Source organism: Bifidobacterium sp. AGR2158 (genome assembly GCF_000424225.1).
Classification (GTDB): Bacteria; Actinomycetota; Actinomycetes; order Actinomycetales; family Bifidobacteriaceae; genus Bifidobacterium; species Bifidobacterium anseris.
In genome coordinates, this window is sequence record NZ_AUJM01000020.1 from 19,652 (window position 1) to 41,392 (window position 21,741).

Annotated in this window: 32 protein-coding genes; 6 read left to right on the plus strand and 26 right to left on the minus strand. The window is 62.3% G+C overall.

Annotation, left to right across the window (positions count from 1 at the left end; genetic code table 11):
- Nucleotides 1-86: 86 nt before the first annotated feature.
- The 25 genes from G606_RS0108255 to G606_RS0108390 all read right to left on the minus strand — a co-directional run bounded on the left by G606_RS0108255 (nucleotide 87) and on the right by G606_RS0108390 (nucleotide 15,639).
- Nucleotides 87-359: a hypothetical protein gene (locus G606_RS0108255; RefSeq protein ID WP_026645557.1), complete on the minus strand. Its 273-nt coding sequence runs from the start codon at nucleotides 357-359 to the stop codon at nucleotides 87-89.
- Nucleotides 344-1,732, minus strand: coding sequence for a VG15 protein (locus G606_RS0108260; RefSeq protein WP_026645558.1), 1,389 nt, complete (start codon nucleotides 1,730-1,732; stop codon nucleotides 344-346). Before G606_RS0108260 ends, G606_RS0108255 begins: the two co-directional genes overlap by 16 nt.
- The gene (locus G606_RS10375) at nucleotides 1,683-3,128 is read right to left on the minus strand and encodes a phage portal protein (RefSeq protein WP_051198747.1); all 1,446 of its coding nucleotides are present in this window, start codon (nucleotides 3,126-3,128) and stop codon (nucleotides 1,683-1,685) included. Before G606_RS10375 ends, G606_RS0108260 begins: the two co-directional genes overlap by 50 nt.
- Nucleotides 3,122-4,912, minus strand: a complete 1,791-nt coding sequence (locus G606_RS0108270) for a hypothetical protein (protein ID WP_026645559.1) — start codon at nucleotides 4,910-4,912, stop codon at nucleotides 3,122-3,124. Before G606_RS0108270 ends, G606_RS10375 begins: the two co-directional genes overlap by 7 nt.
- A gap of 17 nt (nucleotides 4,913-4,929) precedes the next feature.
- Nucleotides 4,930-5,307, minus strand: a complete 378-nt coding sequence (locus G606_RS0108275) for a hypothetical protein (protein WP_034524097.1) — start codon at nucleotides 5,305-5,307, stop codon at nucleotides 4,930-4,932.
- A 10-nt stretch (nucleotides 5,308-5,317) separates the two neighbouring features.
- A complete protein-coding gene (locus G606_RS0108280; protein ID WP_051198748.1) occupies nucleotides 5,318-5,941 on the minus strand; it encodes a bifunctional DNA primase/polymerase in 624 nt (207 codons plus the stop codon).
- 405 nt (nucleotides 5,942-6,346) lie between these two features.
- Nucleotides 6,347-6,649: an HNH endonuclease gene (locus tag G606_RS0108285; protein WP_026645562.1), complete on the minus strand. Its 303-nt coding sequence runs from the start codon at nucleotides 6,647-6,649 to the stop codon at nucleotides 6,347-6,349.
- A 63-nt stretch (nucleotides 6,650-6,712) separates the two neighbouring features.
- Nucleotides 6,713-7,153, minus strand: a complete 441-nt coding sequence (locus G606_RS0108290) for a hypothetical protein (RefSeq protein WP_026645563.1) — start codon at nucleotides 7,151-7,153, stop codon at nucleotides 6,713-6,715.
- Nucleotides 7,146-7,451: a hypothetical protein gene (locus tag G606_RS10380; RefSeq protein WP_051198750.1), complete on the minus strand. Its 306-nt coding sequence runs from the start codon at nucleotides 7,449-7,451 to the stop codon at nucleotides 7,146-7,148. The genes G606_RS0108290 and G606_RS10380 overlap by 8 nt, the downstream gene beginning before the upstream one ends.
- 144 nt (nucleotides 7,452-7,595) lie before the next feature.
- A complete protein-coding gene (locus G606_RS0108300) occupies nucleotides 7,596-8,321 on the minus strand; it encodes a hypothetical protein (protein WP_026645564.1) in 726 nt (241 codons plus the stop codon).
- Between the two features lie 90 nt (nucleotides 8,322-8,411).
- Nucleotides 8,412-8,591 (minus strand): hypothetical protein, encoded by a 180-nt coding sequence (locus G606_RS0108305; protein WP_026645565.1) that lies wholly within the window; start codon nucleotides 8,589-8,591, stop codon nucleotides 8,412-8,414.
- Between the two features lie 14 nt (nucleotides 8,592-8,605).
- Nucleotides 8,606-8,791: a hypothetical protein gene (locus G606_RS0108310; RefSeq protein ID WP_026645566.1), complete on the minus strand. Its 186-nt coding sequence runs from the start codon at nucleotides 8,789-8,791 to the stop codon at nucleotides 8,606-8,608.
- A gap of 2 nt (nucleotides 8,792-8,793) precedes the next feature.
- Complete coding sequence (locus G606_RS10780) at nucleotides 8,794-9,573, minus strand: BRO family protein (RefSeq protein ID WP_051198752.1); 780 nt, start codon at nucleotides 9,571-9,573, stop codon at nucleotides 8,794-8,796.
- 115 nt (nucleotides 9,574-9,688) lie between these two features.
- A complete protein-coding gene (locus G606_RS0108330; protein ID WP_026645567.1) occupies nucleotides 9,689-9,922 on the minus strand; it encodes a hypothetical protein in 234 nt (77 codons plus the stop codon).
- Between the two features lie 103 nt (nucleotides 9,923-10,025).
- Nucleotides 10,026-10,166 carry a hypothetical protein gene (locus G606_RS11260; RefSeq protein ID WP_155802871.1) on the minus strand — a complete coding sequence of 47 codons (141 nt, stop codon included), beginning with the start codon at nucleotides 10,164-10,166 and terminating at the stop codon, nucleotides 10,026-10,028.
- The gene (locus G606_RS10785; protein WP_026645568.1) at nucleotides 10,163-11,152 is read right to left on the minus strand and encodes a helix-turn-helix domain-containing protein; all 990 of its coding nucleotides are present in this window, start codon (nucleotides 11,150-11,152) and stop codon (nucleotides 10,163-10,165) included. Before G606_RS10785 ends, G606_RS11260 begins: the two co-directional genes overlap by 4 nt.
- Nucleotides 11,149-11,619, minus strand: a complete 471-nt coding sequence (locus G606_RS0108350) for a RusA family crossover junction endodeoxyribonuclease (RefSeq protein WP_026645569.1) — start codon at nucleotides 11,617-11,619, stop codon at nucleotides 11,149-11,151. Before G606_RS0108350 ends, G606_RS10785 begins: the two co-directional genes overlap by 4 nt.
- Nucleotides 11,616-12,344: a hypothetical protein gene (locus G606_RS0108355; protein ID WP_155802873.1), complete on the minus strand. Its 729-nt coding sequence runs from the start codon at nucleotides 12,342-12,344 to the stop codon at nucleotides 11,616-11,618. Before G606_RS0108355 ends, G606_RS0108350 begins: the two co-directional genes overlap by 4 nt.
- A gap of 13 nt (nucleotides 12,345-12,357) precedes the next feature.
- Nucleotides 12,358-12,903, minus strand: a complete 546-nt coding sequence (locus G606_RS0108360; RefSeq protein ID WP_026645571.1) for a single-stranded DNA-binding protein — start codon at nucleotides 12,901-12,903, stop codon at nucleotides 12,358-12,360.
- 310 nt (nucleotides 12,904-13,213) lie between these two features.
- Entirely contained in the window at nucleotides 13,214-13,564 is a 351-nt protein-coding gene (locus G606_RS0108365) for a hypothetical protein (RefSeq protein ID WP_026645572.1), read from the minus strand.
- Nucleotides 13,561-13,761, minus strand: coding sequence for a helix-turn-helix domain-containing protein (locus G606_RS0108370; RefSeq protein ID WP_026645573.1), 201 nt, complete (start codon nucleotides 13,759-13,761; stop codon nucleotides 13,561-13,563). The genes G606_RS0108365 and G606_RS0108370 overlap by 4 nt, the downstream gene beginning before the upstream one ends.
- Nucleotides 13,761-14,309, minus strand: a complete 549-nt coding sequence (locus G606_RS0108375) for a hypothetical protein (protein ID WP_026645574.1) — start codon at nucleotides 14,307-14,309, stop codon at nucleotides 13,761-13,763. The genes G606_RS0108370 and G606_RS0108375 overlap by 1 nt, the downstream gene beginning before the upstream one ends.
- A gap of 192 nt (nucleotides 14,310-14,501) precedes the next feature.
- The gene (locus G606_RS11265; protein WP_026645575.1) at nucleotides 14,502-14,801 is read right to left on the minus strand and encodes a hypothetical protein; all 300 of its coding nucleotides are present in this window, start codon (nucleotides 14,799-14,801) and stop codon (nucleotides 14,502-14,504) included.
- On the minus strand, nucleotides 14,798-15,388 hold the full coding sequence (locus tag G606_RS0108385; RefSeq protein ID WP_026645576.1) for a hypothetical protein: 591 nt from the start codon (nucleotides 15,386-15,388) through the stop codon (nucleotides 14,798-14,800). The genes G606_RS11265 and G606_RS0108385 overlap by 4 nt, the downstream gene beginning before the upstream one ends.
- Nucleotides 15,385-15,639, minus strand: coding sequence for a helix-turn-helix domain-containing protein (locus G606_RS0108390; protein WP_026645577.1), 255 nt, complete (start codon nucleotides 15,637-15,639; stop codon nucleotides 15,385-15,387). Before G606_RS0108390 ends, G606_RS0108385 begins: the two co-directional genes overlap by 4 nt.
- Before the next feature lie 115 nt (nucleotides 15,640-15,754).
- Here G606_RS0108390 and G606_RS0108395 point away from each other — a divergent pair, with 115 nt between their 5' ends.
- The 6 genes from G606_RS0108395 to G606_RS0108425 all read left to right on the plus strand — a co-directional run bounded on the left by G606_RS0108395 (nucleotide 15,755) and on the right by G606_RS0108425 (nucleotide 20,138).
- Nucleotides 15,755-16,147, plus strand: coding sequence for a helix-turn-helix domain-containing protein (locus G606_RS0108395; protein ID WP_155802875.1), 393 nt, complete (start codon nucleotides 15,755-15,757; stop codon nucleotides 16,145-16,147).
- A gap of 119 nt (nucleotides 16,148-16,266) precedes the next feature.
- On the plus strand, nucleotides 16,267-17,031 hold the full coding sequence (locus G606_RS10790; protein WP_051198754.1) for a hypothetical protein: 765 nt from the start codon (nucleotides 16,267-16,269) through the stop codon (nucleotides 17,029-17,031).
- A gap of 226 nt (nucleotides 17,032-17,257) precedes the next feature.
- Nucleotides 17,258-18,205 carry a hypothetical protein gene (locus tag G606_RS11270; protein WP_155802877.1) on the plus strand — a complete coding sequence of 316 codons (948 nt, stop codon included), beginning with the start codon at nucleotides 17,258-17,260 and terminating at the stop codon, nucleotides 18,203-18,205.
- A 315-nt stretch (nucleotides 18,206-18,520) separates the two neighbouring features.
- Nucleotides 18,521-19,705: a DUF262 domain-containing protein gene (locus tag G606_RS10405; RefSeq protein WP_231371471.1), complete on the plus strand. Its 1,185-nt coding sequence runs from the start codon at nucleotides 18,521-18,523 to the stop codon at nucleotides 19,703-19,705.
- Between the two features lie 90 nt (nucleotides 19,706-19,795).
- Entirely contained in the window at nucleotides 19,796-19,939 is a 144-nt protein-coding gene (locus G606_RS11325) for a hypothetical protein (protein ID WP_099721764.1), read from the plus strand.
- Complete coding sequence (locus tag G606_RS0108425; RefSeq protein ID WP_026645580.1) at nucleotides 19,932-20,138, plus strand: helix-turn-helix transcriptional regulator; 207 nt, start codon at nucleotides 19,932-19,934, stop codon at nucleotides 20,136-20,138. The genes G606_RS11325 and G606_RS0108425 overlap by 8 nt, the downstream gene beginning before the upstream one ends.
- Nucleotides 20,139-20,148: 10 nt before the next feature.
- Here the strand turns inward: G606_RS0108425 and G606_RS10410 are convergent, their stop codons facing one another.
- Entirely contained in the window at nucleotides 20,149-21,447 is a 1,299-nt protein-coding gene (locus tag G606_RS10410) for a tyrosine-type recombinase/integrase (RefSeq protein ID WP_051198756.1), read from the minus strand.
- Nucleotides 21,448-21,741 lie beyond the last annotated feature (294 nt).

Here is a 21,741-nt window from a genome sequence, read left to right on the forward strand (position 1 = left end):
TTACTGAAAAAGCCCCGACGCGCTTGCGCCGAGGCAATAAAAAACCCGCACACTGTGCGGGTTGAAAAATCTAGCTAGACGAACCGTTAAGGCAACTCGTCGTAATACGGAATCATTCCATAAACGGACTTGGGATCATCGTCCACAAGTCTTTTCAGAATTCTAGGTAGCTTCTTGGCGATTTCGGGATGATCTCCCCAAAGCGTATCCAGAATCCTAAGCACGGCATCATACGGCTCACCGACCTGCAGTGCATCCTCGGCAGTGGACTCTTGATAGATATCATCAGGCAACACGGAAATGCACTGATTGGCTATCTCATCCCAATCAGCGGTGTTTCCGCTCAGCTTTTCCGCCATCTCTGATACCTCTTGCTCAAATCGATTGCCTTTACTTCAATCGTACCATCTACGACATTGCGAATAACGCCTCTGCCGCCTTTCGGATATATCTGATCGATTACCAGTTTCCCTTCATATTGGTACGCCGCCACTTCAACTTGAACTCCGTCGATCACTGCCACATAGTACGAAAGACCATTAGGAGCTTTCGCGGGATTCCACCATTGTGGAGCACGAATCACCTCAGCTGCCGCGTCCATGACCTTCTTCTCATCCCATCCTTCGGGGAATTCGGTCTTGTTCAGACGGCCAGTACCATGCAGATGCCCGCCGCGACGGATGTTATCGGGCTCGCCATGAAGGACATGCCGTATGATGGCACGACTTGGATAGAAGGCTATGGAAGGCCAATGTTCCTTCGACTGATGCTGCTCATCCCCGATATGGTCTTCCATCTTCTCAATGAAGGCTTCCTGTAATCCTTTCGACTTGGCGCTCTCCATGCGGGCACGACGAGCGTCGTCGAAATCAGGATGGACGACTCGCGGCATCGTCACCCGCTTCGGCCTGCCCGCCTCCTTCTGCGCCTGACGCTTGAGCCATGCCTCGGGGCTACGTACCGCAGGCGAGTCACGGAAGGCACCGTTCTCGCGCATCAACGGCAGTACGTTGTCCCACGTGCGCTTCCCCTCGGGAACCTTCTCGGCGGCGCGATAGTATTCGTCGATCCAATGCTGCTCAAGCCCGGTCGGCTTCCAATCGCCGTACACGACCTCGACCGTGCACCCGCAATGCGCATGGTACTTCGTCCCGTCGGACTCACGCGACAACGCGCGCTGCTCGCTCGTGTATACGGGGCCGCGGGTCACGAGCATCGCACAGAACGCGCACGGGTCACCATCCGACACACGACGCCACCCGATCGCGCGAGGATCCCTGCGCGCCCACTCACGGATCGTCTCACGGCCACCCGTGAGCACCGCCTCATGAAACTGACCGAGAAAAATACTGCGAGCGTTCCGCCACGCATCCTGCTCGCTCTCGCCACGCGCCAGATGCCACTTGATACCCGTCGCACCCAGCCAGCCAAGCTCCTTGCGCACACGGTACCTGCTGAAATCCGGCACCCGGATATCGACCGAGCGCCGCTCGCCGATGCTCGCCTCACGATACTTCGGCAGATAATCCAACGCGGTCATCACACCCAGATTGAACCACTTGTTCAACGTGGCCGACAACGCGTACTCGAACAACGCCTGCGTGCCGTCGAGATTATTCATGTCGAGCAGATCCCATGCACGGCGCGCTTCCGAATCAGCGGTGATCGCGAGCCTCACCTGGTCACGCCGATGCTTGTCCGTCAGGACCGCCGCCGCCCGGGTCAACGCCATAATCCGTCTCCTTCGGTTCGACCACGTCCAGCTGCGCCTGATAGGCGCGCACAGCGATATCGTCGGCGGTGGGATGCTCCCGCGCATACGCACGCCACATGTCAGCCTGCGCCTTCGTCACGTTCGGCAGCAGATCCCAGAGTTGTTCGGCGGGCACGCCGAGCATCTGGTGGGCCTTGCCCCACGCATCCACGGCCTGGCTGATCGTGCGCGTATCCGTATCCGCCCACACCGCCGTCAAGTCCATGTCCGCCGCATCATCCATACGCCCCTCGGCGGCGGCGCACAGACGCAGAGTATCCAGATGGGAGACGCCGAATGTCTTGCGACGCTCGTTGCGCTTCGCATAGAAGCCGGCACGTGACTCCTCGATGCCGGCGTCACCGACGTTGACCATCTTGCCGAACGCGGTCGCCGGAGTCTGCGACACGGCAGCCAGTTCGTCCACGTCCGCCTGATGTGAGTTCACGAGATTATCCAGATCGGTCTCGGAAAGCGTGCCGAACTGCACGCCCTCACCGCCGAACAGCATCGACCCCTGTTCGAGCTTCAGTTTCTTCTCTTCGCGTTCCTTCTCGTCCAGATCGCTCATGTCGAGATTCGTCGCGGTCTTCACCTTCCAGCTGTTGTAATGCTGCGCGACCATACGGTCGTAATCATCCTTGTTCAGTCGCTTCGCGACCGTGATGTACGGTTCGACCTCGCCCGGAGTCCTCCCCTGCAGGTCAATCTGGTTCGTGTACCGCACCACCGGACACACCGGCCTGCCGTTGCCGTCGCGCACGCCATGCTCGACGACCTCCGCGAACCCTACCGGCCCATGCCTGCTGTCGGACGTGAACCGCCAGATGTTCCACGCATCCCACACCTCGTACAGCGTGGACTCGTCACCCAGCTCGCACACCGTCAAAAACAGTTGCGGGAACACGTCACGGGCAGGGTCACGGTACACCGCCAACGACTCCATCGGACTCCAGCAGTCGATACGGGCCGAACCATCCTCGCCACGGCTCACCGCCGTATACGCGCTGCCATAGGCGATGGCGGAACGATGCAAACCGATCTGACGGGCACCCATACGATTGTTGTTCCACGGAGCCCAGAACCGCTTCGACCGTGAACCGTCCATATCACCCGGCATCTCCACACCGTCGAGATACAGCGTCTGCGCAAGCGTCGTGACGACCATCTGCAGCCACGGCGTCTGCGAAATATCACGCAACGCCCTATGCTCAGCCGTCGCCTTACGAGACAGACGGTTCTTCTCCGGCCTCCAACGCCACCAGCCATCGATCTTCCTCAGCTGCGCATACTCGGAACCGTAGTCGGCGAGCAGATCCGCGAGCGCGTCGCGTGCTTCCTGTTCGCTGCCTAGTTCGCGGGGTTTGGTCACCATATGCGCCCCTTTCGTTTCGTGTTCATGTTCAGGTATTCGCGGCGGATCATGCGTGCGCCGATGGCGCAGACGGCGAGGTCGATCTTGCGTCGGCTTTCGCGGTGTTCCTTGGCGATGCTCATGCCGGCGCGTGTGGGTTGGCGGCGTGCGTTGAGCATGTGGTTTCTCAGGCGTGCATCCCCGTCATGGGGGAAGTTCGCGTCGGCGATGTCCTCGTAGGCGATGGCGACGGCGTCGACGAACCGTTTCTGGATCATGTAGTCGACCATGTCGAACATGACCGCGTGCTTGTCGCGGCCTGATGGGCGCGCCCATACCTTGAGCCGGCGTGCGTAGTCGCGGTGCCACTGGTCGAACAGGCCGTCCCAGTAGCGCTGTCCGGTCTCGGAGTCGAGCACATGTGACGGGTCGCCGTAGAACCCGACCACGTGATAGGTGCGGAATGCGTCACGGACCACGTCGTCGACCTTCTCGCGTGGCACGCGCCAGTCGGCGTTCTGCCTGCCGGCGGGGCGCTGCCACATGCCCAATGGTTTGACGAACCCGTCACTGACGCGGCATGCGACGATGCCGGTGGCGTCGTCGTTGAGCGAGCAGTCGGCGAACATGACGATCGTGTCACCGGGTTCGAGCATCAGATCGGTATTCTGGTTCGCGTCCCACTCCTGCGCGGTGACGAACGCGTCCTCGGGTGCGACGCACTGGTTGTACCATTTGCGGCGCGACTCGGATACGGGGTTCTTCGGGTTGATGATCTCCTTGACGATACGCTTCGGGCTCAGCCAATCCGCGTCGCCGCGGATATCCTCCACGACCTGCGGAATGGTGTCCATGTCCATCGTCGTGTCCGGCGCCGCCTCGAGCGAATCGTACAGCAGGCCGAAATCGTGGTATCTGGGACGTGCTCCGGCGTCGCCTTCAGGGTCGCCCTGCGTGCCTTCCCATGCCTCGCGTACGCGCTGCGCCACGGAATCCTCGCCGTCTCGGTACGCATTGCAGATGTCGAGCATCTTCACGTTGACGGATTCCTCGCGCTTCGCGGCATTGCCGGACAGCACGCCGTCCATGTCGATGCCGCCGTTGCTCGAGTTCCAGTTCTGCGTCTCGTTGCGGATGACCATCGTCGGACGCCCGCCCTCGAGCGCCAGCGGACTCGATGTGACGGCTTCTATCTGCCGGCTGTCGCCGAGCGCCCACATGTTCAGCTTGCCGATCTGGATACCGTAGAACCGTCTGGTCTCGGCGGGAATCAGACCGGGCAGCAGCTTCATCGTGTTCTTCGTCTGCTCCTGCGACACGGCGCACACCTGCACCCACGCATTCGGTTCCTCACGACCCACCGGGCTACCCGACGAGTCGAAATGGTCGAACGTAAGCGGCGCGAAACAGCTCGCGACCGCGCAGCCGGCGGCCAACGGGTCCTTGCCCCAGCCTTTCAGCCGTTGCAGCACGGCCGTGTCATGCAATGGCCTGCCGGTCTCGTCGAGCGCGTAATACCACAAAAGGAACCGCGCCTGCTCGTTCGTCCACTTCCACGGACCACCGGTCTTCGAATCCCTCAGCCAGTAGCCGCTCCATGCGAGCAGATCCCAGCCGAGCGTCCGCTCCGGCAGCACGAATCCGTGCGCGTCGCGCCTCCATGTCGGCCCGATGCACTGCGGCATCGTATGCCAGGCGGGAGCCGGCTCACTCGTCAGCGTATCCCGGTACCAGTCGCGGATCTCCGCAAGCTCGTCGTCACGCGTGGTGAGCAGCATCGGCCCTGAACCGATGAGCCGAGCCATCCACGCTCACCTCCCGTCTATCCGTACTGCCTGCTCCATCGACTGTTCGCGACCGCACGCATCTGCGCCGCCCGGTTCCCGCTCTCGGTACCGGACGCCTGCTGTGCGAACTCGTCCGGAATATCCAAGCGCTTCACCAGATCGGCGAAGTGCCGTTCGTCGGCGCGCAGCTCGGTGAGCAGCGGATGCGCGACGAGCTGTCCACGCGACCCCTCCACCACGAGATCGCCGCCGATGACCCTGCGTTCCTTCGCGATACGGTCGAGCGTGAAGCATGCGGACGTGAGGATGCGCAGCTCCACGTCCGTGAACTCCACACGCGCGGTGAGCTCGTTCCAGAACTTCTGGCCGACGCCGCCCTTGCTCAGGCCACGCGGCAGATTCTGCCCATTCATGATGCACCTCCTACCCCAGACGTCGTGCGAAGTCGATGAGCCCGGTGATGTCCGCGAGCGCCCGTGTAGAAGCACGGTGTGCACGTCCGGTGACGGTCATGTACCGGTCGCGCGAATAGATCTCGATGTTCACGTCGTCCCTGCGGATGCGCACGCCGGGCATTGCAGCCGCGTGGCCCCAGATGTGCAGGCCGTCTCCGCTCGGTGAGATCTCGACGAACGTGGCGGGCGTGTAGGCGAGCAGCGCCTTCGCCCATGGTTTCAGATGGTTGCGCGAATCGTAGCAGTGGTCGAGGTCGATGCACGCGAACCCGTTGCCGAGCGCGAATCCGAGGCCATCGCCGGTCCGGGACTCTTCGGCGGCGGGGAACGTGGTCCACGTGTCCGGGTCGGTGCTGCTCGCGGGAAGCCCGTCGACCTGTATGGGCAGTTTCGTACGTCTGCCGTCCCGTTCGATACTGCGCCAGCGCATCCACCGGTCGGCGAGCATCATCTCGTCGGGGATGTCGCGCAGTAGATTGCCCGTGCGGTCTCGTGATGCCGCTTTGCGGCAGGCTTGTCCGCAGTAGCGGCGGCGGCGTCCGCGCCCCGACTGTTCCGGCAGCGTCCTGCCGCAGTGTTCGCAATGGCTCATACCACCATTTTATTTCGTGACGCACGCTAAATCAAGCTGAGAACCGTTGAAATTCCAACGTTTCTAATTTCGTGACATCCGCTAATCCGGTTTTAGCGTGCGTCACAAAATTCACCGTACCCCAAACCGCGAACACCCCGAAAAGCACATTGGAAGCCCCTCAGAACGACGAACGGACAACAATCCGACAACCAACCCGAACCACCCGAAAAACCGGACCACGGCGCACGCATGACCGGAGCTGCTATCCGGCGGTTCTGGCGAGGCTCCTTCCGGAGTCCTCCCCCCACCCCATGGGGGCGGCGGAGGCTCGCGGGAAAAACCGCGAACCGAACGAACCGAAACGCTTCATCTTCCTGTCTTTCCTTCCGCCGCCGCGCGCCGCAACAACGCAACGAATCAACATCAACAAATTCTTCCGGGATTCGCTTCACGAGGATGCTTGCGCTCGCGAGCGCGAATCATATTGCGCTGCGCGCTTTCACGCGCGGTCTTGAGCTCATGACAATTGTGGTTGAGCCATTGCAGATTGTCAAGCGAGTGGTCGTCACCGGGGACGATGTGGTCGCAGTCCGTGCCGATGCCGTTGCACAGCACGGAATGTATCGCCGCCTGACAATGATTGTGCGCGCGGTCGCGCACCATGGCACGCACCCGGTCCCAGTCCTCCGGGAGTCTGGACTGCCGATCGCTCGTGTACCAGGACATCGTCACCTCGTCTCCTCGCTGCATGCGTGTGGTGCGCGCCCACATGAGTTCCCCACCTCCAGATTATTGAGGATTGTTGTGCTCCTCTGTCTGGCTTTGCTGTTCGATTCTGTCCAAGAATTCGTCGAAACGATTCTTCTCCGCCTTGTTTCTTTTCCTGTTAATGAGGTAGCTGGCTCCTGCATCAATGATGCAGACCACACCTATAGCGAACAGGATGACCCAGATTAGTATTTGCGCGTCAAGATTGAACGTCTCTTTTTGAAACACCGGCAGGATGCCACCGACGGAGCCAGACGCGAGGCCAAGACCTCCCCAGAACATGTCTTTTTTCACACCCTTCTTTTCCGCATTGGCATCCAGATTTCCGCGTATGAGATCCCAGTCCTTCTTTTCCACGATCACTATCCCCTCCGGCTGATACTTCGTACTGGCCCCTGGAACAGTTATGACGTCACCAGACACATCGCCTTTTGCTGGAATGTTGCCCTTCTCTTCACTCATCGGCGTCTTTCCCCTCTGGAGGGAACGAGGTTCCAGCGATGATCGAGTTGATAAGGAACATGTACCCGCAGTTTTTACAGAATACCGGAGTGACCGGCATGACCTGGGACCCAAGGCCGACCACGAGATTACCACCCTCGTATTCCCGCAGTTCAAACGTCTGCCCTACAGACCAGGAAGTATGCGCGCATATAGGGCATTCCTTCGAATTGACCCAATGCGCATTCAGCCACTCAATCGCTGTATTGATCTGCTTCTCGTTGCGTACCTGTCTTTGCTCTTCGTTTTCGACTGACATGCCAGCATTATAGGAAAGCGTACGGCCGCCGGTGCGGTGTCAGTCGAATATCGGCGGCCGGATACGACGACGGCCCCGGACAGTCCACGCCGTCCGAGGCCGTACCTCGCGCTCAGCTACACGCGTCGCGCAATACTAGTAACCCTAGCGGTGACAGTCCGATCTGTCAACCGCGCGGCGCAGCAGCAGGATGTCCGCGAGCGCGTACACCGGATGTCCATGCTCGTCGGCTCCGAGTGGTGTGAGGCGTTTGCGTTTGCGCCATTGGGTGATGGTGTTGCGCTTGATGGCGATGCCGCATGCGCGTAGGAGTCGGCAGAGGTCGGCGGCGGTGCCGACGGTGCCGGAGGTGAGCAGGCGCAGTTCGTGCGCCTGGGCGATGTCGGCGATTGCGGCGATGTGTCCGCATTCGTGGCATCGGTAGTCGCCGGTGGTCTGTGTTTCGGGGATCCATGCGCCGGCGCCGCAGCGTGGGCAGATGCCGATGTAGCGGTGGCTGGGGTCGGGGTCGGTGAGTTGTCGGGTGTGCCAGATGGCGTCGTCGATCAGGCGGATGATGTCCCATGCGTCGTCGCGGGCTGCGAGCGTCTCGCATGGCTCTGGTCGGTCGAGGCCTTTGAGCAGGTCGTGTGCGTCCATGCTGCGGCCGTAGTGTAGGCCGGCGGCGGTGGCGAGGCGGCGTGCGAGCGCGTGGATCTGGTCGAGCAGGTCGGCGGCGGGCAGGTTGAGTGGGGTCGGTGCGCTGCTCATGCGCGTATGCGTTGAGCTGCGGCGGATCTTGATGCGTCGTGTGGCGAGCGCGTCGAGCGTGATGGTCTGTTCGCGTAGTTCATGGATGTCGTGGCGGATGCGGTCGGTGTCGGGCTGCACGGTGTTCCTTTCCGGTAGGATGGGCTGTGGGTCGTGCCGCTGAGTCCGGAAGGGTGAGGCGGCCTTTTGCTGCGCGGCGCCGGTGGTGGCTTATGGGTCGGGTTGGGCGTTCATGTGGGCTTCGATGATGGCGATTGCCTGCGCGAGTCCGCTGGTGTAGCCGTCGTCGTAGTCGTAGTGGTCGCTGGTCCACGGGTCGAGGGCGGCTTGTCTGTGGCTGAAGAGGTCGCGGATTTCCGCGAGCGCGTCCCTGAGTGTGTCGTCGCTCATGGCCCCTCCCCCGTTCATTCCCACAGCGGGACGTCGCTGAAGGTTGGCGGGGCCGGCTTGGGTGGTGGTGTGTGGCCGCCGGTGCGGATGACGTCGGTGACTTCGGCGACGCTGATGGCGAGGCGTGCGGCGATCTGCGCGGCCGCCATTCCGTTGGCGTGTGCTTTGAGGATGCGGTCGATCTGCGTCTTGGTGGTCATGGTCAGTGCTCCTTGTCCGTGCCGGCGAGGACGCCTTGGGCGTTGCCGTAGATGAATCGGTTGATGAACCATCCCAGTCCCTTGGGTGTGAAGTGCGCGTATTGTCTGCCCAGGCGTCCGTCGTGGCGTTTGCCGACGATCGGTTTGAGGTATCCGGGGTCGATGGCCTTGCGCGTGGGCGCGAGCGAGCCCTGTTCGAGATAGCCGTGCTCGCGCAACGTGGAGATGACGCGTGAGCGGTTCATGCGCGGGTCGAGCTGCATGAAGTGCCGGGCCGCGTCGGTGATGCTCATGCCGCCCTGCGTGTCGCACAATGCCTGCGCGGTCAGGGCCAACGGCTCCGTCTGCGCGATGCGTGTGCGCTGCGATGCGATGATGCGGTCCTTGTCCGCGAGCGCGGACTGTGCGATGAGGACGGCGCGGGCGAGGATGCTTTTCTCGTCGTCATCCTCTTTGACGGGGATGTAGCCGCCGGTGCGGCGGATGGCGGGGACGACCTCGTCGAACAGCCAGTGTTCGAATTCGACGGCGGCGGGCAGCTGGCTCGAGACGATCAGGCGGTACACGTCGCCCTCCGAGATGAACATCGCTTCCTGCATTCCGCCGGCTGTCTGTAGGGGGTGAACGTTTCGTTCACCCCTGCAATGGTCGCGCACCGCCTTCATTGGGTTGGTGTATCCGAGGGCTGCGGCGACGTCGCGAGCGCAGTATTCGACGGTGTCGCCGTCTGTGTGGATGCGGATGGCGGCGCCGTGGAAGTCGTAGACGGCTGGTTCGTTCATGATGGCTCCTTCATGGTTGCTCGAACATTTGTTTGGCTCTAGAAATGGTGGGTGTCGCTCCACCAGCTGACGAGCAGCATGGCGGCGCACAGGATCGCGAGCGCGGCGATGTCTTTCATGCGTGCTCGTCCTTGCCGCCGATGTTGGGTGTCCATAGGGCTGCGAGCATCTCGCCGACCGTGGCGCTCGCGTCGGCGAGGGCGGCGAGTTTGCCGGCCGTGTAGACGAGCGTGGCGTGGTCGGGGTGCGGGTCGGCGGCGATGCGCTCGCTGATGCGTGTGATCTGCGCGCGAAGCTGGGCGAGCACGTCCTCGAGGGTCGCGGCGCGGTTGGTGACGTTCACGGCCATTGGTGGTCTCCTTTCGGGCTGGTGGTTCAGAAGTCGTGCCATCCGGCCCAGATCGCGAGCGCGGTGAGGACGGCGAGGATGACGGCGAGGACGGCGAGGATGTTCATCGCGGCCCCGTCCCGTCTCGACGCTCATCGCGGCGGCGCTCGCGGTGATCTTGGATGCCGTGGGTGATGCTGATGGCGATGCGCATGAGCGTGCAGGCGGTCAGGCCACCGAGGCAGAACGCCAAGAGCTCGTTCATGCCGTGTCTCCTTCCGCGAGCGCCGCGTGTTCGGGTTCGTCGTCCGGGTCAGTGAGGCCTTCTTCGCGGTTGAGGCGGTCGGCTTCGGCCTGGCATGCGAGCATCCAGTCAGATGCGCCCCAGCCGTGGCGTGTGTGGTCGTAGTCGGCTTCGTGGGGCGTCATGAGCGCTTGCACGTGTTGGCAGTCCCATGCGTGGCGGTGCGCGGTCGGCTGTTTCGTGGGTCGGGTGTCGCTGGGGCGTTCGTGGTGGGCCGGGGTCAGGTAGCCGCCTTCGATGCCGCGGCGCAACCACAGCACGAACGCCGCGTCGAGGTTTTTCGCGATCTTGCCGTCGGCGAGTTGGCGGCAGCGGAATTTCTCGGCCTCGACGATCAGGTCGGCGTGGGCTTCGTCGGCGAGGGTGCGTGCCTCGTGGTTGGGTTGCCACACGGCGAGGGCGGCTTCGGTTCCGGCGGTCGGCTTGGGGGCGGAGTGCGTCGGCGTGGAGGGCTGGTCGGCGTCGACGGTCTCGCGCGCGGCCTCTCTCGGGTTAAATGGGTTATATGGGTTAAGTGGGTTGTGTGCAACCATGTTGCACCCCTGTTGCATATCAGTTGCACCCCTGTTGCACCCCTGTTGCATATCAGCGTCGGCGGGTTCGGGGTTGGGTTCTGGCTGCGTGTTCTGGGGTGCAGTTTTTGCACCCCTAGCCTCGGGGGTCATGTTCAGGTCGCGTACGACGGGGCGTCGGTTGGCGGGCAGGTAGGCGACGAGGTTCTGGTCGCCGCGGCGGATGATGCCCATGGCCTCGAGTTCCTTGAGCTTCGTGGCGACGGTGCGTTGGCTCAGGCCGGTGCGTTCGGCGATCGTGGCCGACGAGAGGTACACGCCGCGTCCGTCGTTGTCGGCCTCGTCGGCGAGGACGAGCAGGATGCGGTAGGCGGATGCGTCCGTCAGGTTCGGGGCGATGTCGTAGATCGCCCATGTCAATGCCCTCAGGCTCATGATGGCTCCTTGGTGTCTTTGGTGTGGATGGTGCGGACGGTCAGGGCGACGCCGATCCCCTCGGCGGCGGCGTAGCGTTTCGTGGTGTCGAGGCCGACGATGCGGGAGTCGTCCTTGATGAGACGGCTGTCGGTGAGCGCGTCGAGCAGGCAGCGGGCGAGCTTGTCGATGTCCGGGCTCACGCTCGGCAACGGTCGGCGCACGCTCTTGGGACGGGGCAGGTAGAAGTCGGCGACCACCAGCAGCGGCTCGTCCACGCATGGCATGGGGGTCGAGGGATGCTCACGGAACCATTGCGACCGCACCACGGCGGCCACGTGGCGTCGCCATGCGTGCTCGTTGCGGTTCATGCCGACGAGCAGCGTCTTGCCGCTGGCGCGGTTGGTGACCGGCCGGTAGCTGCCCTTGGTCGCCGGAGCGCCGTCGACGAAGCAGGAAAGCAGCCGTGCGGTCCTCTCTCTTTTCACGGCCGTACCCCCTTGTCCTTGGGATGCCAGGAGGCGAACACGGCGCATCGTCCGTCCTCGTCGACGACGCGTGTGGCGATGGCGAACGCGCTGCCGGCACGCGCGCGCAGCTCCTGCGCCGCGGTCAACGCCATGGCGCGCGTGTCGGGCGTGCCCCACATGCGCCACTGGCCCTCATGGGCGCGCAACGAGGCGAGGAACGCGCCCACCGGACGCGGCCGGGCGTTCACCGGCCGGTCGGCGGGCAGCGTGTCGAGCCAGTCATGCTCGAGATCCGTACGCTCCCGGTTCGCGAGCGCGAGCAGGTCGTCGGCGCAACGGGTGGGATTGTCCATGAGCGCACCTGCCACGTCGGCGGCACCGGCGTCGTCGAGCAGTGTTTGCAGCTGCGCCCGCTCCCACGTTTCGAGCCGGCCGTATGCCGTCCGGTACAGGCGGTGCGGCGTCGGCTGCTTCGTCGTCTCGGGCGTCTGCTCGGCGGCGGTCGGCGTCTCATTCCGCGCGTCGGCGGCGTGCAGGCGTTCGCGCAGCCGCATCAGTTCGACGTCCGTTTCGTCGCGCAGCCGCTCGAACGCGTCTGCGACGCTCATCTCGGGATGCTTGCGCAGCAGCCTGTACGGGTTGAGCCGCTTCGCCCATGCGTGTTTTTTGCGCCATGTGCTGACCGCGTCCGCACGCTGCTGCGTCGTCAACCGGATATTCGGCTGGCACATTCTGGCAACCATCAACGCCACCTCCTTAGAAGTCGTCCGCGTCGTCGCGAGCGCCGAACGTCGTCCCGAACCCGCTGTTGTCGTCGGCCCACGGATCCGACACCGCCGAGGACGCAGACCGGGTGGCGCCGCCCTGATACGACACACCCGAGCCCGGAGCCGGGGCGCCGCCCTGATACGCAGCGGGGGCGCCGGCGCTCTGGCGGGTCACCTGCGCGGTCGCGCGGCGCAGCGACGGGCCGATCGTCTCGACGCGCAGCTCGACGACTGTGCGCTTGTCATGCGACTCGGTCTCATAGGTGCGCTGCACGAGGCGTCCCTGCGCGATGACCGCCATGCCCTTGGACAGGGACTGCGCGATGTTCGACGCGAGCGCCGCATGCGCCGTGTCCCACGCGGAACAGTTGAGGAACAGCGTGTCGCCGTCCTCCCACTGGTTGGTGTTCCGGTTGAACTGCCGTGTGGACGCGGCGATCGTGAAGTTGACGACCGTCGAACCGTTGCCCACGGTGCGCAGTTCGGGGTCGCGCGTCAGGTTGCCGACGACGGTGATGATGGTCTCCCCCGCCATGGGTTGCTCCCTTCTTCGTTGGTTGGTATGGGTCGGACGCGCTGGGTGTGTGGAGTATCCCCGCGTGAGGGGCGGGGGCGGTTGGCACCGCGCGCACCCATCGCTCCCACGCGCCGGGCTATCGTCGGCCGTGGGTGACGTTGACGCGTCCGCAGTGGGCCGGGAGGGAATCGCACCCTCCTCCACCACGCATCCCGCCGCCGGGGAAAGTAGAGAGAAGCCGCGGCGGTATGCGGGTGGGGCTCTTGCACGGCCCCGTGCGGCCGCCGGTGTACTCATTGACGGCCGCGGTGTTTCGGTTATCTGGTGTTTACGGCTTGGCCTTTGCCGTCCCGCGCACCACACGCACCTGGCGCATGGTCGCGGAAGACTTATGGCGGAGCACGCCCGCGAGCGCCCGTTTCGCACGGAGTATGCCGCGCTTGACGCGATTGCAGGCGCCGGCGACGGTGTCGATGGTCACGTCGAGCATGGGCAGTCCGTAGGCGAGGGATGCGATGAGGGTGAGCCATGCGATCGTGTATCCCCACGGGGCGCGGTAGAAGCCGACGCCGCAGCTGACGTAGAGGAATGCGCCGATGGCGGTGGGGACGGCGAGCACGGCGAGCGTCCGTGCGATGACGCCCGGCGTCGGCTCGGGCTGGGGGTTGTGGCGGGTCATTTGTGGTCTCCTAGGTAGTCGTGGATGGATTGGACGGAGATGAGCAGCGTCTTGGTGCCGGGGGCCTTGCGTGCGCGCAGGTAGCCTTGGTCGACGAGGGAGCGTACGTAGTCGGGGTCCTTGACGCCCATGTAGCGTGCGGCGTCCTTGACGCGCAGGCTGATGGGTTCGGCGCTGATGTGCAGGACCTGTTCCATCAGGCGCCGCCCTCGTGCGTGCACGCCTCGTCGCCGTCCGTGTCCTCGTCGTGGTCGGCGATCATCCCGTCGAGCAGGTCGCGCACGTCTTTTAGGCCGGTCAGGTAGCCGTCACGATGGGCTTTGGCGCATGCGGCGGCCGTGGCGATCATGCCGCCGACGTGGAAGGCGCGGCAGCGTCCCTGCTTGGCGTCGTACGCCCACACGGTCGTCTCCGGGAAACCGCACGCCGCAACGTCGGCGTCGTCGATGCCGTCGTCACATCCACGCGCCGCCTGCCCGTCCTCGTCCGGATCCGCGACGGCGCGCCGCTGCTGCTCGACGCTGATGTCATGCAGGCGCTCGCGGCAGGCTTGGGTGATGGTGCGCAGCAGGCTCAGCAGGTCGGTCTTCTCCGGGGAGAGCACACCGCGGGTGTTGCGGCGTGCCAGGTCGCCGATCTGGACGGACAGCATGGGGATGATGCCGTCGAGAGTGAAGGCTTCGGCGGTCAGTTCCGGGTCGTCCATGTCGTCGAGCGCCTTGAATGCGAGGTTTGCCGTGTTCATGATGTGGGCCTTTCTCGTGGGTGTGGGGTCCTTTCCCGCCTCGCGTAGGCTGGTGGGTGCTAACCAAAAATCAAGCCGTCGCAAGGCGGGAAAGGAAGTATTGGAATGAGTGCGAGCAGGAAAGCGGATGAAGCCGTCACCTATCTGCGTGGAGCCGGGCTACGGAGCGGCGCGGAGCGGGAACGGTGGGAGCTAAACGGGCTGGTCTCGCTCGCCGAGGCCGTCAAGCAGCTCGCCGACGAACAGCAGAATCTTGCCTATGCCGTGCAGCGCATCGAGTCCAGGCTGCGTTAATGTGGGATCATGCTGTGTTGGCGGAGACGAGAGCATCATGTCGAGGTGTTCGTAGTCTCTGGACGTGAGCGTCATTCCGTCCGTGGGGAATCGTGCCGCCAGCTCCCTGCGGACGGCGTTCCTCATCGCCCCGACGAGCGCCCGGTTCTCACGCTCGAACTCCTCGACCGACATCGGGTTCTCATGCGTCGTGCTCATTTCGGTTCTCCTTCCCCGTCCGCGGGCGCGGTCTTGTCGAACCGTCGGCCGTCGTCGTCGGTGTAGCCCAGGTTGAAGAGGAGCGCGTCGATGCCCGCGAGCGCGGCTTTGGCGTCGGGGTTGTCCGTGGTGTCGGCGACGAGCGTGGTGAGCCGGTAGGCGGCGTCGAACAGGACGCACGCGACCTTCGGCCGCTCCTGCGCCGCCTCCTCCGTCTCGTCCGCCGCGTCGTCCGTTTCCGTGGCGGCCGCGTCCGTCGTCTCCGCTTCCGTCGCCGCCTCCTGTGTCTGTGGCTTGGCGTGCTCGCGGATGGAGTCGCCCCACGCGGCGAGGCGGCCGCGCTGGGCGTCCGCTGCGGCGTAGTACGCGTGGCGGAGCTGGTCGAGCAGGTCGTGCCACTGCTTCCATTCCTTGGTGCCGAAGCCGACCATGCCGGCGTCCAGCTCCTCGCGGTACGTGGCGTCGCGGAGGCTGAACGTATCCCACGCCTGCTCCGCCAACTCCGTCGCCAGCTCGAGCTCACGGCGCAGCCAGGCGCATACCGGGCAGTCCGTCCAGCTGATGCTGGTGTCATGTGTCGTGGTCATTTCGCTTCTCCTTCCTTGGACGCGAGCGCCTCGGCAACAAATTGAGAGGGCAGCAGATCTGATGGGCTGACACCGACCGCCTCGGCGAGAGCGATGATGAATTCGAGCGTTACGGCTCGATATCCCTTGAGTGTCGAGTTCAAGCTGCTGTATGGAATCCCCGACTTCTCGGAGACCGCTCGTTTGGTCATACCCTTATCCCGGATGATCCGCTCAGCTTTGTGGCCGAAGTCTGCATTAACGTTGCTCATGTGAGCAATGGTATTGCAGGTATAGGCAAATGTCAACGTCAGCGTTTCACATATGAGCAACAAACGACTCTCTGCGTGAATTGCGGTTAGCGATTCCAAGTACTAAAATGCTTGCATGAGCAAAAATGCATCTACACGAGATAGCAGATTCGCTCAGCTCATCGGTCTAGAGTTGAAGGCGGAATTTGCGAGAAAAGAGATATCGCAGGGCGACGTTGCCGACAAACTCGGACATTCACGCTCCGGATACTCGCGCTGGTTGAACGCCAAGCCGTCGATGCCGCTTGAGGCTTTCCTCAACACATGCGAACTCATCGGAGCCGATCCACGCGCGATCATGGACGCCGCCTATGAACGTCTCACAAAGGAGATGGGGCAGCCAGAAGATTTATCCTCTGCCGCTGTCGATGCTGCGGATGCTGCGCTCGCGGACGCGGATAACGGCATCGACATCGATGCCTGGGCGGACCGGATCAAGGCCGAGGATTCGGTGTGCGAGGAGGAATAGTTTTCAGCGCCGCACCGTTGCGGCGCTGATCTCCGCGCCATACGGTCGCGGGGTGGATCAAGACGCAGGTTGTTCGGGGCGTCGTAGAAAACCAGAGAAGATCAAAGAAGGAGAACATCATGAGCGAACCATCCGGACAGCCGCAGACAACGGCATCGCCAACCGAGCAGTCCACCACCGAGCAGACATGGCAGAATCCGAACGGTCCGCAGCCCCCACAGGGAGCAGCGACATCGGAACAAGAAACACAAAACCCAAAGACGCCTTTTTGGAAGCGAACATACAAAACGACCGCCCTCGTATTAGGCATCGTGGTATTGGCCTCCATCGCATTGAGCGCCACCGTGAGCTCCCCCATCGCCTACCATGCCGGAAGAACATCAGAGGTGACAAACATAGTCCTCGACCAAGCACGCGCCAAAAGCGAGGAATACACAAACGTCAACCGCAAACTCGCGGAAGCGGAAGCCGACCTCAGAAACACCGAAAAACGCCAACTCGAACTGGAAGACGCCAACGAAGAGGCAGAAGCCACAATAGAGAAGGCGAAAAGCTACAAGATCGATGACCTGAAGACCGAAAGCGAGAAACTACAGAAGGAAATCGACGAGCAGAAGAAGACACTCGAAACACTGACCGGCAAAGTCGAGACAGCAAAGAAGAATACAATCGGCGAAGGCGTGTGGCAAGTCGGCAAGGACATCGACCCCGGCACCTACCGCGCCACACAAGAGGTCGGATCGCGCTGCTACTGGTCTATCACAAACCCAGTCACCGATGACATCATCCAGAACGATATCCCAGGCGGAGGATACCCCGAGGTCACAGTAAGCGAAGGACAACAGCTAAAAATCGCAAACTGCGGCACATTCACCAAACAATGACGACTGCCAAGACGTCCGCGAATGCGGCGTTCGTGGACGCGGACAACGGCATCGACATCGACGCTTGGGCGGATCGGATCAAGGCCGAGGATTCGGTGTGCAAGGAGCAAGAATAGTTTTCAGCGCCGCGTTGTCGCGGCGCTGATCCTCGCGCCATACGGTCGCGGGGTGGGTTAAGGCGCAGGTTGTTCGGGGCGTCGCGGAAAGAGAAAGAGGAGGGCTGGCAATGGGATTGCTTTCCTGGCTATTCGGAAGGAAAGGGACTACTGCCCCGAAGGGGCGCGAGAAAAGTGCTGAGGAATTGGAGTACGAGCGTCGGTTAGCCATTGAGGCGACACAGAAGGTACGTCGCGAGGCTCAGTTGAATCCGCAGGTATCGGCCGCCAGTGTTGTTGGATCTTCGTCGCCTGCGCGCAGGCCTCTGCCACGCCGTGATGTGTTCGCGTCACATGACCAGTCAAAGGAGTGGGTCAAGAACGTTCGGGACGTGAACCGACGGGTCCGCGCATCGAGTGTGCGCAGGGCGCAGGTCTACACATACACATGGAAAGGGCTGCCCGCATTGCGCACTGGACAGCGCATCACGATGCGACGCAGCAGTGCGACATCTTTGAAGTCGACATACAACGGCTCCACATGGGAAAAGAACAAGGATGGAGGCACGGCGTTCTCTTACAAAGGCAAAACATGCTGCGTCGTGTTCTCATCCATCGTGGAGGGGCATGACTCTGTAACGATGGTGTGCGAGGGGCAATTCTCGCGGGGGCTGCCGGAGCTGCGTGTCGAAGTACAACAGCATTATGAGCAGCAGGATGAGGCGCGGTATGTGCCGCGCAACCGTCGTCCGTCGAGATTGCCGGAGTTGAAGGCGACCCGCACCGTCGCATTAAGCGGCGAAGAAGACGCCCAAGACATCCTCACCCATTACGGAAACGATGCACTCGTGTGGCTGACAGTACGACGGGGAGAAATCCCAAAAGGCAAGTCGAAGGGTCAGCCGACACTATGGTTTTCATTGGACGGCATCGATGTCGGATACCTTACCGCCTTGCAGGGCGAGCGGCACTATGACCAGATCCCAGATGGAGAGGCCATGTGTCTGGCGCGAATCAAGCAGGGCGCCAAGAAGTACGAAGTGACGGTACATTTACCCGATTACGAGAAGCAACATTGACGAACCATCGGAGACTCTCTATGACGCCGCCTCCAAGGTGGATCCGGAGGCGGCGTCATCTGCGTGGTCATCTCGAGCACTTCGTCTATATTTGTTTAGATTCTTATTTTCCGCTTTTGCGTTCGGACTACGGTTCAGGTTAGCTGAGATTGCTGGTATTCAAGTGTTCCATACTCATACACGTGTAGACAACTTCCAGATTCTATGGGATATGATATACTAGATTCTAAACATTTTGGAGTTGTCTGAAAGGATTAGGCTATGACTTTCCGCCGATTGAACATCACACCAGCATCGATGCCTGTCATATCCCTGATGGCTCAGATCAAGAACGTTCGCGCGAACGGGCTCGACATCTCACCTGATTACCAGCGCGGATACGTGTGGTCCAACGACTACAAGGATCAGCTGATACTGAGCGTCATCCTCAATTACCCTATCGGCAATATCGTCATCAACGATCTCGCTGTCCCTAATATGAATAACGCCTCACGCGAGCTTGTGGACGGGAAGCAGCGTTTGACGACGTTGTTCCGGTTCATGGAATGCGGAAACGTGTCCCAGTGGATTGACAGTTCTGACGAGTGGTTCCGGCTCAGCAAAAAGAACTCGACCGCGGCAAAGGAGATAATCAAGCTCATCGTCGGCGATTCCGACCCCGATGGGCTTGCGCGCATGGACAGAGCGAAGCGTCTTGCGTTCAGCGATCTTCCCGCAAGCATCCAGATGAATTTCAATACGTACAATATTCCCGTATATACGATGCAGTCGGCCGACCCGGCGCAGATTCGAGATTACTTCAAAGTGCTACAGAATCAGGAGAAGCTGCGTGCCGGAGAAATCATCAACGCGCTCCCTGACAATCCTATGAGCCCATTTTTCGACAGGCTTCCCACCGAACGTTTCATGAACCGAGTCGGCTGCGAGAATTACAAGCGTGCAGAGCTGGAGAAAGTGTATTATTCAGTGCTCGGCACCTGGTTCGATAAGCTGCAGGTCAACTCCGGAGACAAGGCCGTGATTTCGTTTGTCGAGTCAATGAAACAGTTGAACGTGGATCAGACCGAAGCCGTGGAAAACCTCAACTCCGGTATCATAGCTATCTCGTCGTTGCCCAACCCGATAGGGAAAATCCGCTCATCCAAGCGCCTCCTCAAGCTCCTATTCGGATTGTCCCTCGCCTATCCGGGGTTCTTCTCCACCAATGACGCGCTTTCCAAGGTACAGGACATCAGCGGGCTATGCGCGAAACTCGCGGCATTCAACACGAGCGATTCGGATCAGGTTGCGTTCGCCAAGTACTTCGGTGATGAATACACCTCAGACAAGGACGATTTCGAACGCCGAAAAGCCCCCGTCTACCGCGCCTTGTTCTGGAGTACATCACGTGTGTCGTCTCGGGCAACGTACCTCAAGGCCATGAAGATCCTCCACCTGCTGTTCACCGACGGTTTCGACGCTGCCTATGAGTTCTACATGAAGAACAACACAGCAGAATGAGACCTGAAGATCAAGGGGTTCCGAATATCGGTAGTATCCAGAACCCTCTCCCCCAGACTATCTCCGCACATGGTCATGTCGAAAGGCATCATGAGGTACGAATCGATTGTGGGCGCGGTGTTCGCGCTCGGCACGGCCGCGAGCGCATGGTTCGCGTGGCCATGGCTCATCACGTTCGGGTGCGCGGTCGTCGCCGCGGTGTTCTCGCGGATGGGAGGCGCGAGGCGTGGCTGAGCGGTATCTGGGAGTGAAGCAGGTCGCCGAGCGGCTCGGCATCACTCCCGGCGGCCTGCTCAATCTGAAGCTGCCCAAGCCGGATGCGTACATTGGTCGTACGTGTGGCTGGAAGGCGGAGACGGTCGACGCGTGGAACGCGGCGAGACCGGGGCGCGGCGTGGGCGGCGGCAGGCCGCGCAAGCACGCCGACAGCTGACCCGTGTCCGTCACATGTCCTGCATGAGGCGCTGGAGTAGGAGCTTCTCCTTGGCTTTGAGGGTTTCGAGTTCGGCGATCTTGCGGTCGATGTCGCGGATACGGGCCATGACGGTCTCGGGGGTGTCCTCGGCCATGAGCTTCTCCCCCATCCTTTCGGCGAGCGCGTCGCGGCGGGCGTCGACGGCGTGCTGGTAGCGGATGGCGGCGCTGACGTCGGAGTGTCCGGCGGATTCCATGAGCTCCTTGAGCGTAGCGCCTTCGGCGGCGAGCCATGTGAGGGCCGAGTGCCTCAGGTCATGGAACCGCAGGTCGGGGCGTCCGGCCTTGCGGCGGGCGTGGTCGAAGTGGGTGCGGATGGTGTTGGGGTGCACGGGTTGGGTGTGGTCGCGCACGCCGTGGAAGAGCCATGCGTCGTCACCGTCCTCGACGTGGTCGTCGAGGAAGTCGTGCAGCGTCTGGATGAGCTGCGGCGGAATCTTGACGTCGCGGATGGAGTTGGCGGTCTTGGGCGGGCCGACCTTGCTGTCGGGGTCCTCGGTGAGGCGTCCGCGCCTGATGTGCAGGATGCGGTGGGCGAAGTCGATGTCGCCGCGCTGCAGCGCGCACACCTCGCCGATGCGCAGGCCGTCGCAGAAGACGGCGAGGTAGACGGCCATGCGGTATTCGGGCGGCATGGCCTTGTAGATGGCGTGCACCTCCTGCGGCGTCGCCGGCACAGTCGCGCCTTCGCGCTTCGGCGTGGCCACTCCTCTGGTGAGCGGGTATGCGGCGATCAATGGCGGTTCGCCGTCGTCGCCGGGTTTGGACGCGGTGCGCAGGACGGCGCGGACGACTTTGTAGGCGTGGGCGCGCACGTAGGGCTGGTCGGCGGGCAGCGTCGCCAGCCACCGGTCGACCATCGATTGGGTGATGTCGGCGAGACGGACGTGGGCGAAGTACGGCAGCACGTGGTTCGCGGCGTCGCGTTCGAGGCGTGAGCGGCTGGATGCGCGCAGCGGCGTGCCGTCGGCGCGGGTGCGGGCGGCGAGCCATTGCGGGAAGTATTCGCCGAAGGTGATGGTCGATGCGACCTTGCGCCGCTGCACGTCGCGGTCGGGCTGCCATGCGCCCGCCTCGATTCTCCTGCGGGCGGCCTCGAGCCATGCGCGTGCGTCGATCTCGGCCGACAGCGGGAAGTTGCGCGACTGCCGTTCTGGCAGCGTGGGGTCGAGTTCGCGCGCCTCGATCGGCGTGGGGTACGAGGCCGAGATGTACTTCGGATGCTCCTTGTTGGGACGGTGCTTGATGGTGCCGAATCGTCTGCCCATGACGTGTCGCTCCTGTCCGAGCTGATGGGACAAACCGTGTCCCATCCGTTTTCGTGTCCTATCAATTGTCCCATCTCAAGCCCCTCGAAACGCCCGAAAACCGGTGAAAACCCGATTTGCCGTTTTCGGCAGGAACGGCCGCTGCCCCTTGGAATCATTGCAATGAGGCCATCCCCACGGGATGGCCTCGAATAAGGAAGTCGGGCTGACAGGATTTGAACACGACGCTCTGGAACCGTTGCGATTCATACGCTGTCGGTGTGCCCGACGATTTCTGTCCACTGTTTTGTCCCA

Excerpts from the sequence above, each read along its gene's own strand:
- G606_RS0108255 (WP_026645557.1), bottom strand. The coding sequence starts at position 359 with ATGGCGGAAAAGCTGAGCGGAAACACCGCTGATTGGGATGAGATAGCC.
- G606_RS0108260 (WP_026645558.1), bottom strand. The coding sequence starts at position 1,732 with ATGGCGTTGACCCGGGCGGCGGCGGTCCTGACGGACAAGCATCGGCGT.
- G606_RS10375 (WP_051198747.1), bottom strand. The coding sequence starts at position 3,128 with ATGGTGACCAAACCCCGCGAACTAGGCAGCGAACAGGAAGCACGCGAC.
- G606_RS0108270 (WP_026645559.1), bottom strand. The coding sequence starts at position 4,912 with ATGGCTCGGCTCATCGGTTCAGGGCCGATGCTGCTCACCACGCGTGAC.
- G606_RS0108275 (WP_034524097.1), bottom strand. The coding sequence starts at position 5,307 with ATGAATGGGCAGAATCTGCCGCGTGGCCTGAGCAAGGGCGGCGTCGGC.
- G606_RS0108280 (WP_051198748.1), bottom strand. The coding sequence starts at position 5,941 with ATGAGCCATTGCGAACACTGCGGCAGGACGCTGCCGGAACAGTCGGGG.
- G606_RS0108285 (WP_026645562.1), bottom strand. The coding sequence starts at position 6,649 with ATGTCCTGGTACACGAGCGATCGGCAGTCCAGACTCCCGGAGGACTGG.
- G606_RS0108290 (WP_026645563.1), bottom strand. The coding sequence starts at position 7,153 with ATGAGTGAAGAGAAGGGCAACATTCCAGCAAAAGGCGATGTGTCTGGT.
- G606_RS10380 (WP_051198750.1), bottom strand. The coding sequence starts at position 7,451 with ATGTCAGTCGAAAACGAAGAGCAAAGACAGGTACGCAACGAGAAGCAG.
- G606_RS0108305 (WP_026645565.1), bottom strand. The coding sequence starts at position 8,591 with ATGAGCGACGACACACTCAGGGACGCGCTCGCGGAAATCCGCGACCTC.
- G606_RS0108310 (WP_026645566.1), bottom strand. The coding sequence starts at position 8,791 with ATGACCACCAAGACGCAGATCGACCGCATCCTCAAAGCACACGCCAAC.
- G606_RS10780 (WP_051198752.1), bottom strand. The coding sequence starts at position 9,573 with ATGAACGAACCAGCCGTCTACGACTTCCACGGCGCCGCCATCCGCATC.
- G606_RS0108330 (WP_026645567.1), bottom strand. The coding sequence starts at position 9,922 with ATGGCCGTGAACGTCACCAACCGCGCCGCGACCCTCGAGGACGTGCTC.
- G606_RS11260 (WP_155802871.1), bottom strand. The coding sequence starts at position 10,166 with ATGAACGAGCTCTTGGCGTTCTGCCTCGGTGGCCTGACCGCCTGCACG.
- G606_RS10785 (WP_026645568.1), bottom strand. The coding sequence starts at position 11,152 with ATGAGCCTGAGGGCATTGACATGGGCGATCTACGACATCGCCCCGAAC.
- G606_RS0108355 (WP_155802873.1), bottom strand. The coding sequence starts at position 12,344 with ATGGTTGCCAGAATGTGCCAGCCGAATATCCGGTTGACGACGCAGCAG.
- G606_RS0108360 (WP_026645571.1), bottom strand. The coding sequence starts at position 12,903 with ATGGCGGGGGAGACCATCATCACCGTCGTCGGCAACCTGACGCGCGAC.
- G606_RS0108365 (WP_026645572.1), bottom strand. The coding sequence starts at position 13,564 with ATGACCCGCCACAACCCCCAGCCCGAGCCGACGCCGGGCGTCATCGCA.
- G606_RS0108370 (WP_026645573.1), bottom strand. The coding sequence starts at position 13,761 with ATGGAACAGGTCCTGCACATCAGCGCCGAACCCATCAGCCTGCGCGTC.
- G606_RS0108375 (WP_026645574.1), bottom strand. The coding sequence starts at position 14,309 with ATGAACACGGCAAACCTCGCATTCAAGGCGCTCGACGACATGGACGAC.
- G606_RS11265 (WP_026645575.1), bottom strand. The coding sequence starts at position 14,801 with ATGAGCACGACGCATGAGAACCCGATGTCGGTCGAGGAGTTCGAGCGT.
- G606_RS0108385 (WP_026645576.1), bottom strand. The coding sequence starts at position 15,388 with ATGACCACGACACATGACACCAGCATCAGCTGGACGGACTGCCCGGTA.
- G606_RS0108390 (WP_026645577.1), bottom strand. The coding sequence starts at position 15,639 with ATGAGCAACGTTAATGCAGACTTCGGCCACAAAGCTGAGCGGATCATC.
- G606_RS0108395 (WP_155802875.1), top strand. The coding sequence starts at position 15,755 with ATGAGCAAAAATGCATCTACACGAGATAGCAGATTCGCTCAGCTCATC.
- G606_RS10790 (WP_051198754.1), top strand. The coding sequence starts at position 16,267 with ATGAGCGAACCATCCGGACAGCCGCAGACAACGGCATCGCCAACCGAG.
- G606_RS11270 (WP_155802877.1), top strand. The coding sequence starts at position 17,258 with ATGGGATTGCTTTCCTGGCTATTCGGAAGGAAAGGGACTACTGCCCCG.
- G606_RS10405 (WP_231371471.1), top strand. The coding sequence starts at position 18,521 with ATGGCTCAGATCAAGAACGTTCGCGCGAACGGGCTCGACATCTCACCT.
- G606_RS11325 (WP_099721764.1), top strand. The coding sequence starts at position 19,796 with ATGAGGTACGAATCGATTGTGGGCGCGGTGTTCGCGCTCGGCACGGCC.
- G606_RS10410 (WP_051198756.1), bottom strand. The coding sequence starts at position 21,447 with ATGGGCAGACGATTCGGCACCATCAAGCACCGTCCCAACAAGGAGCAT.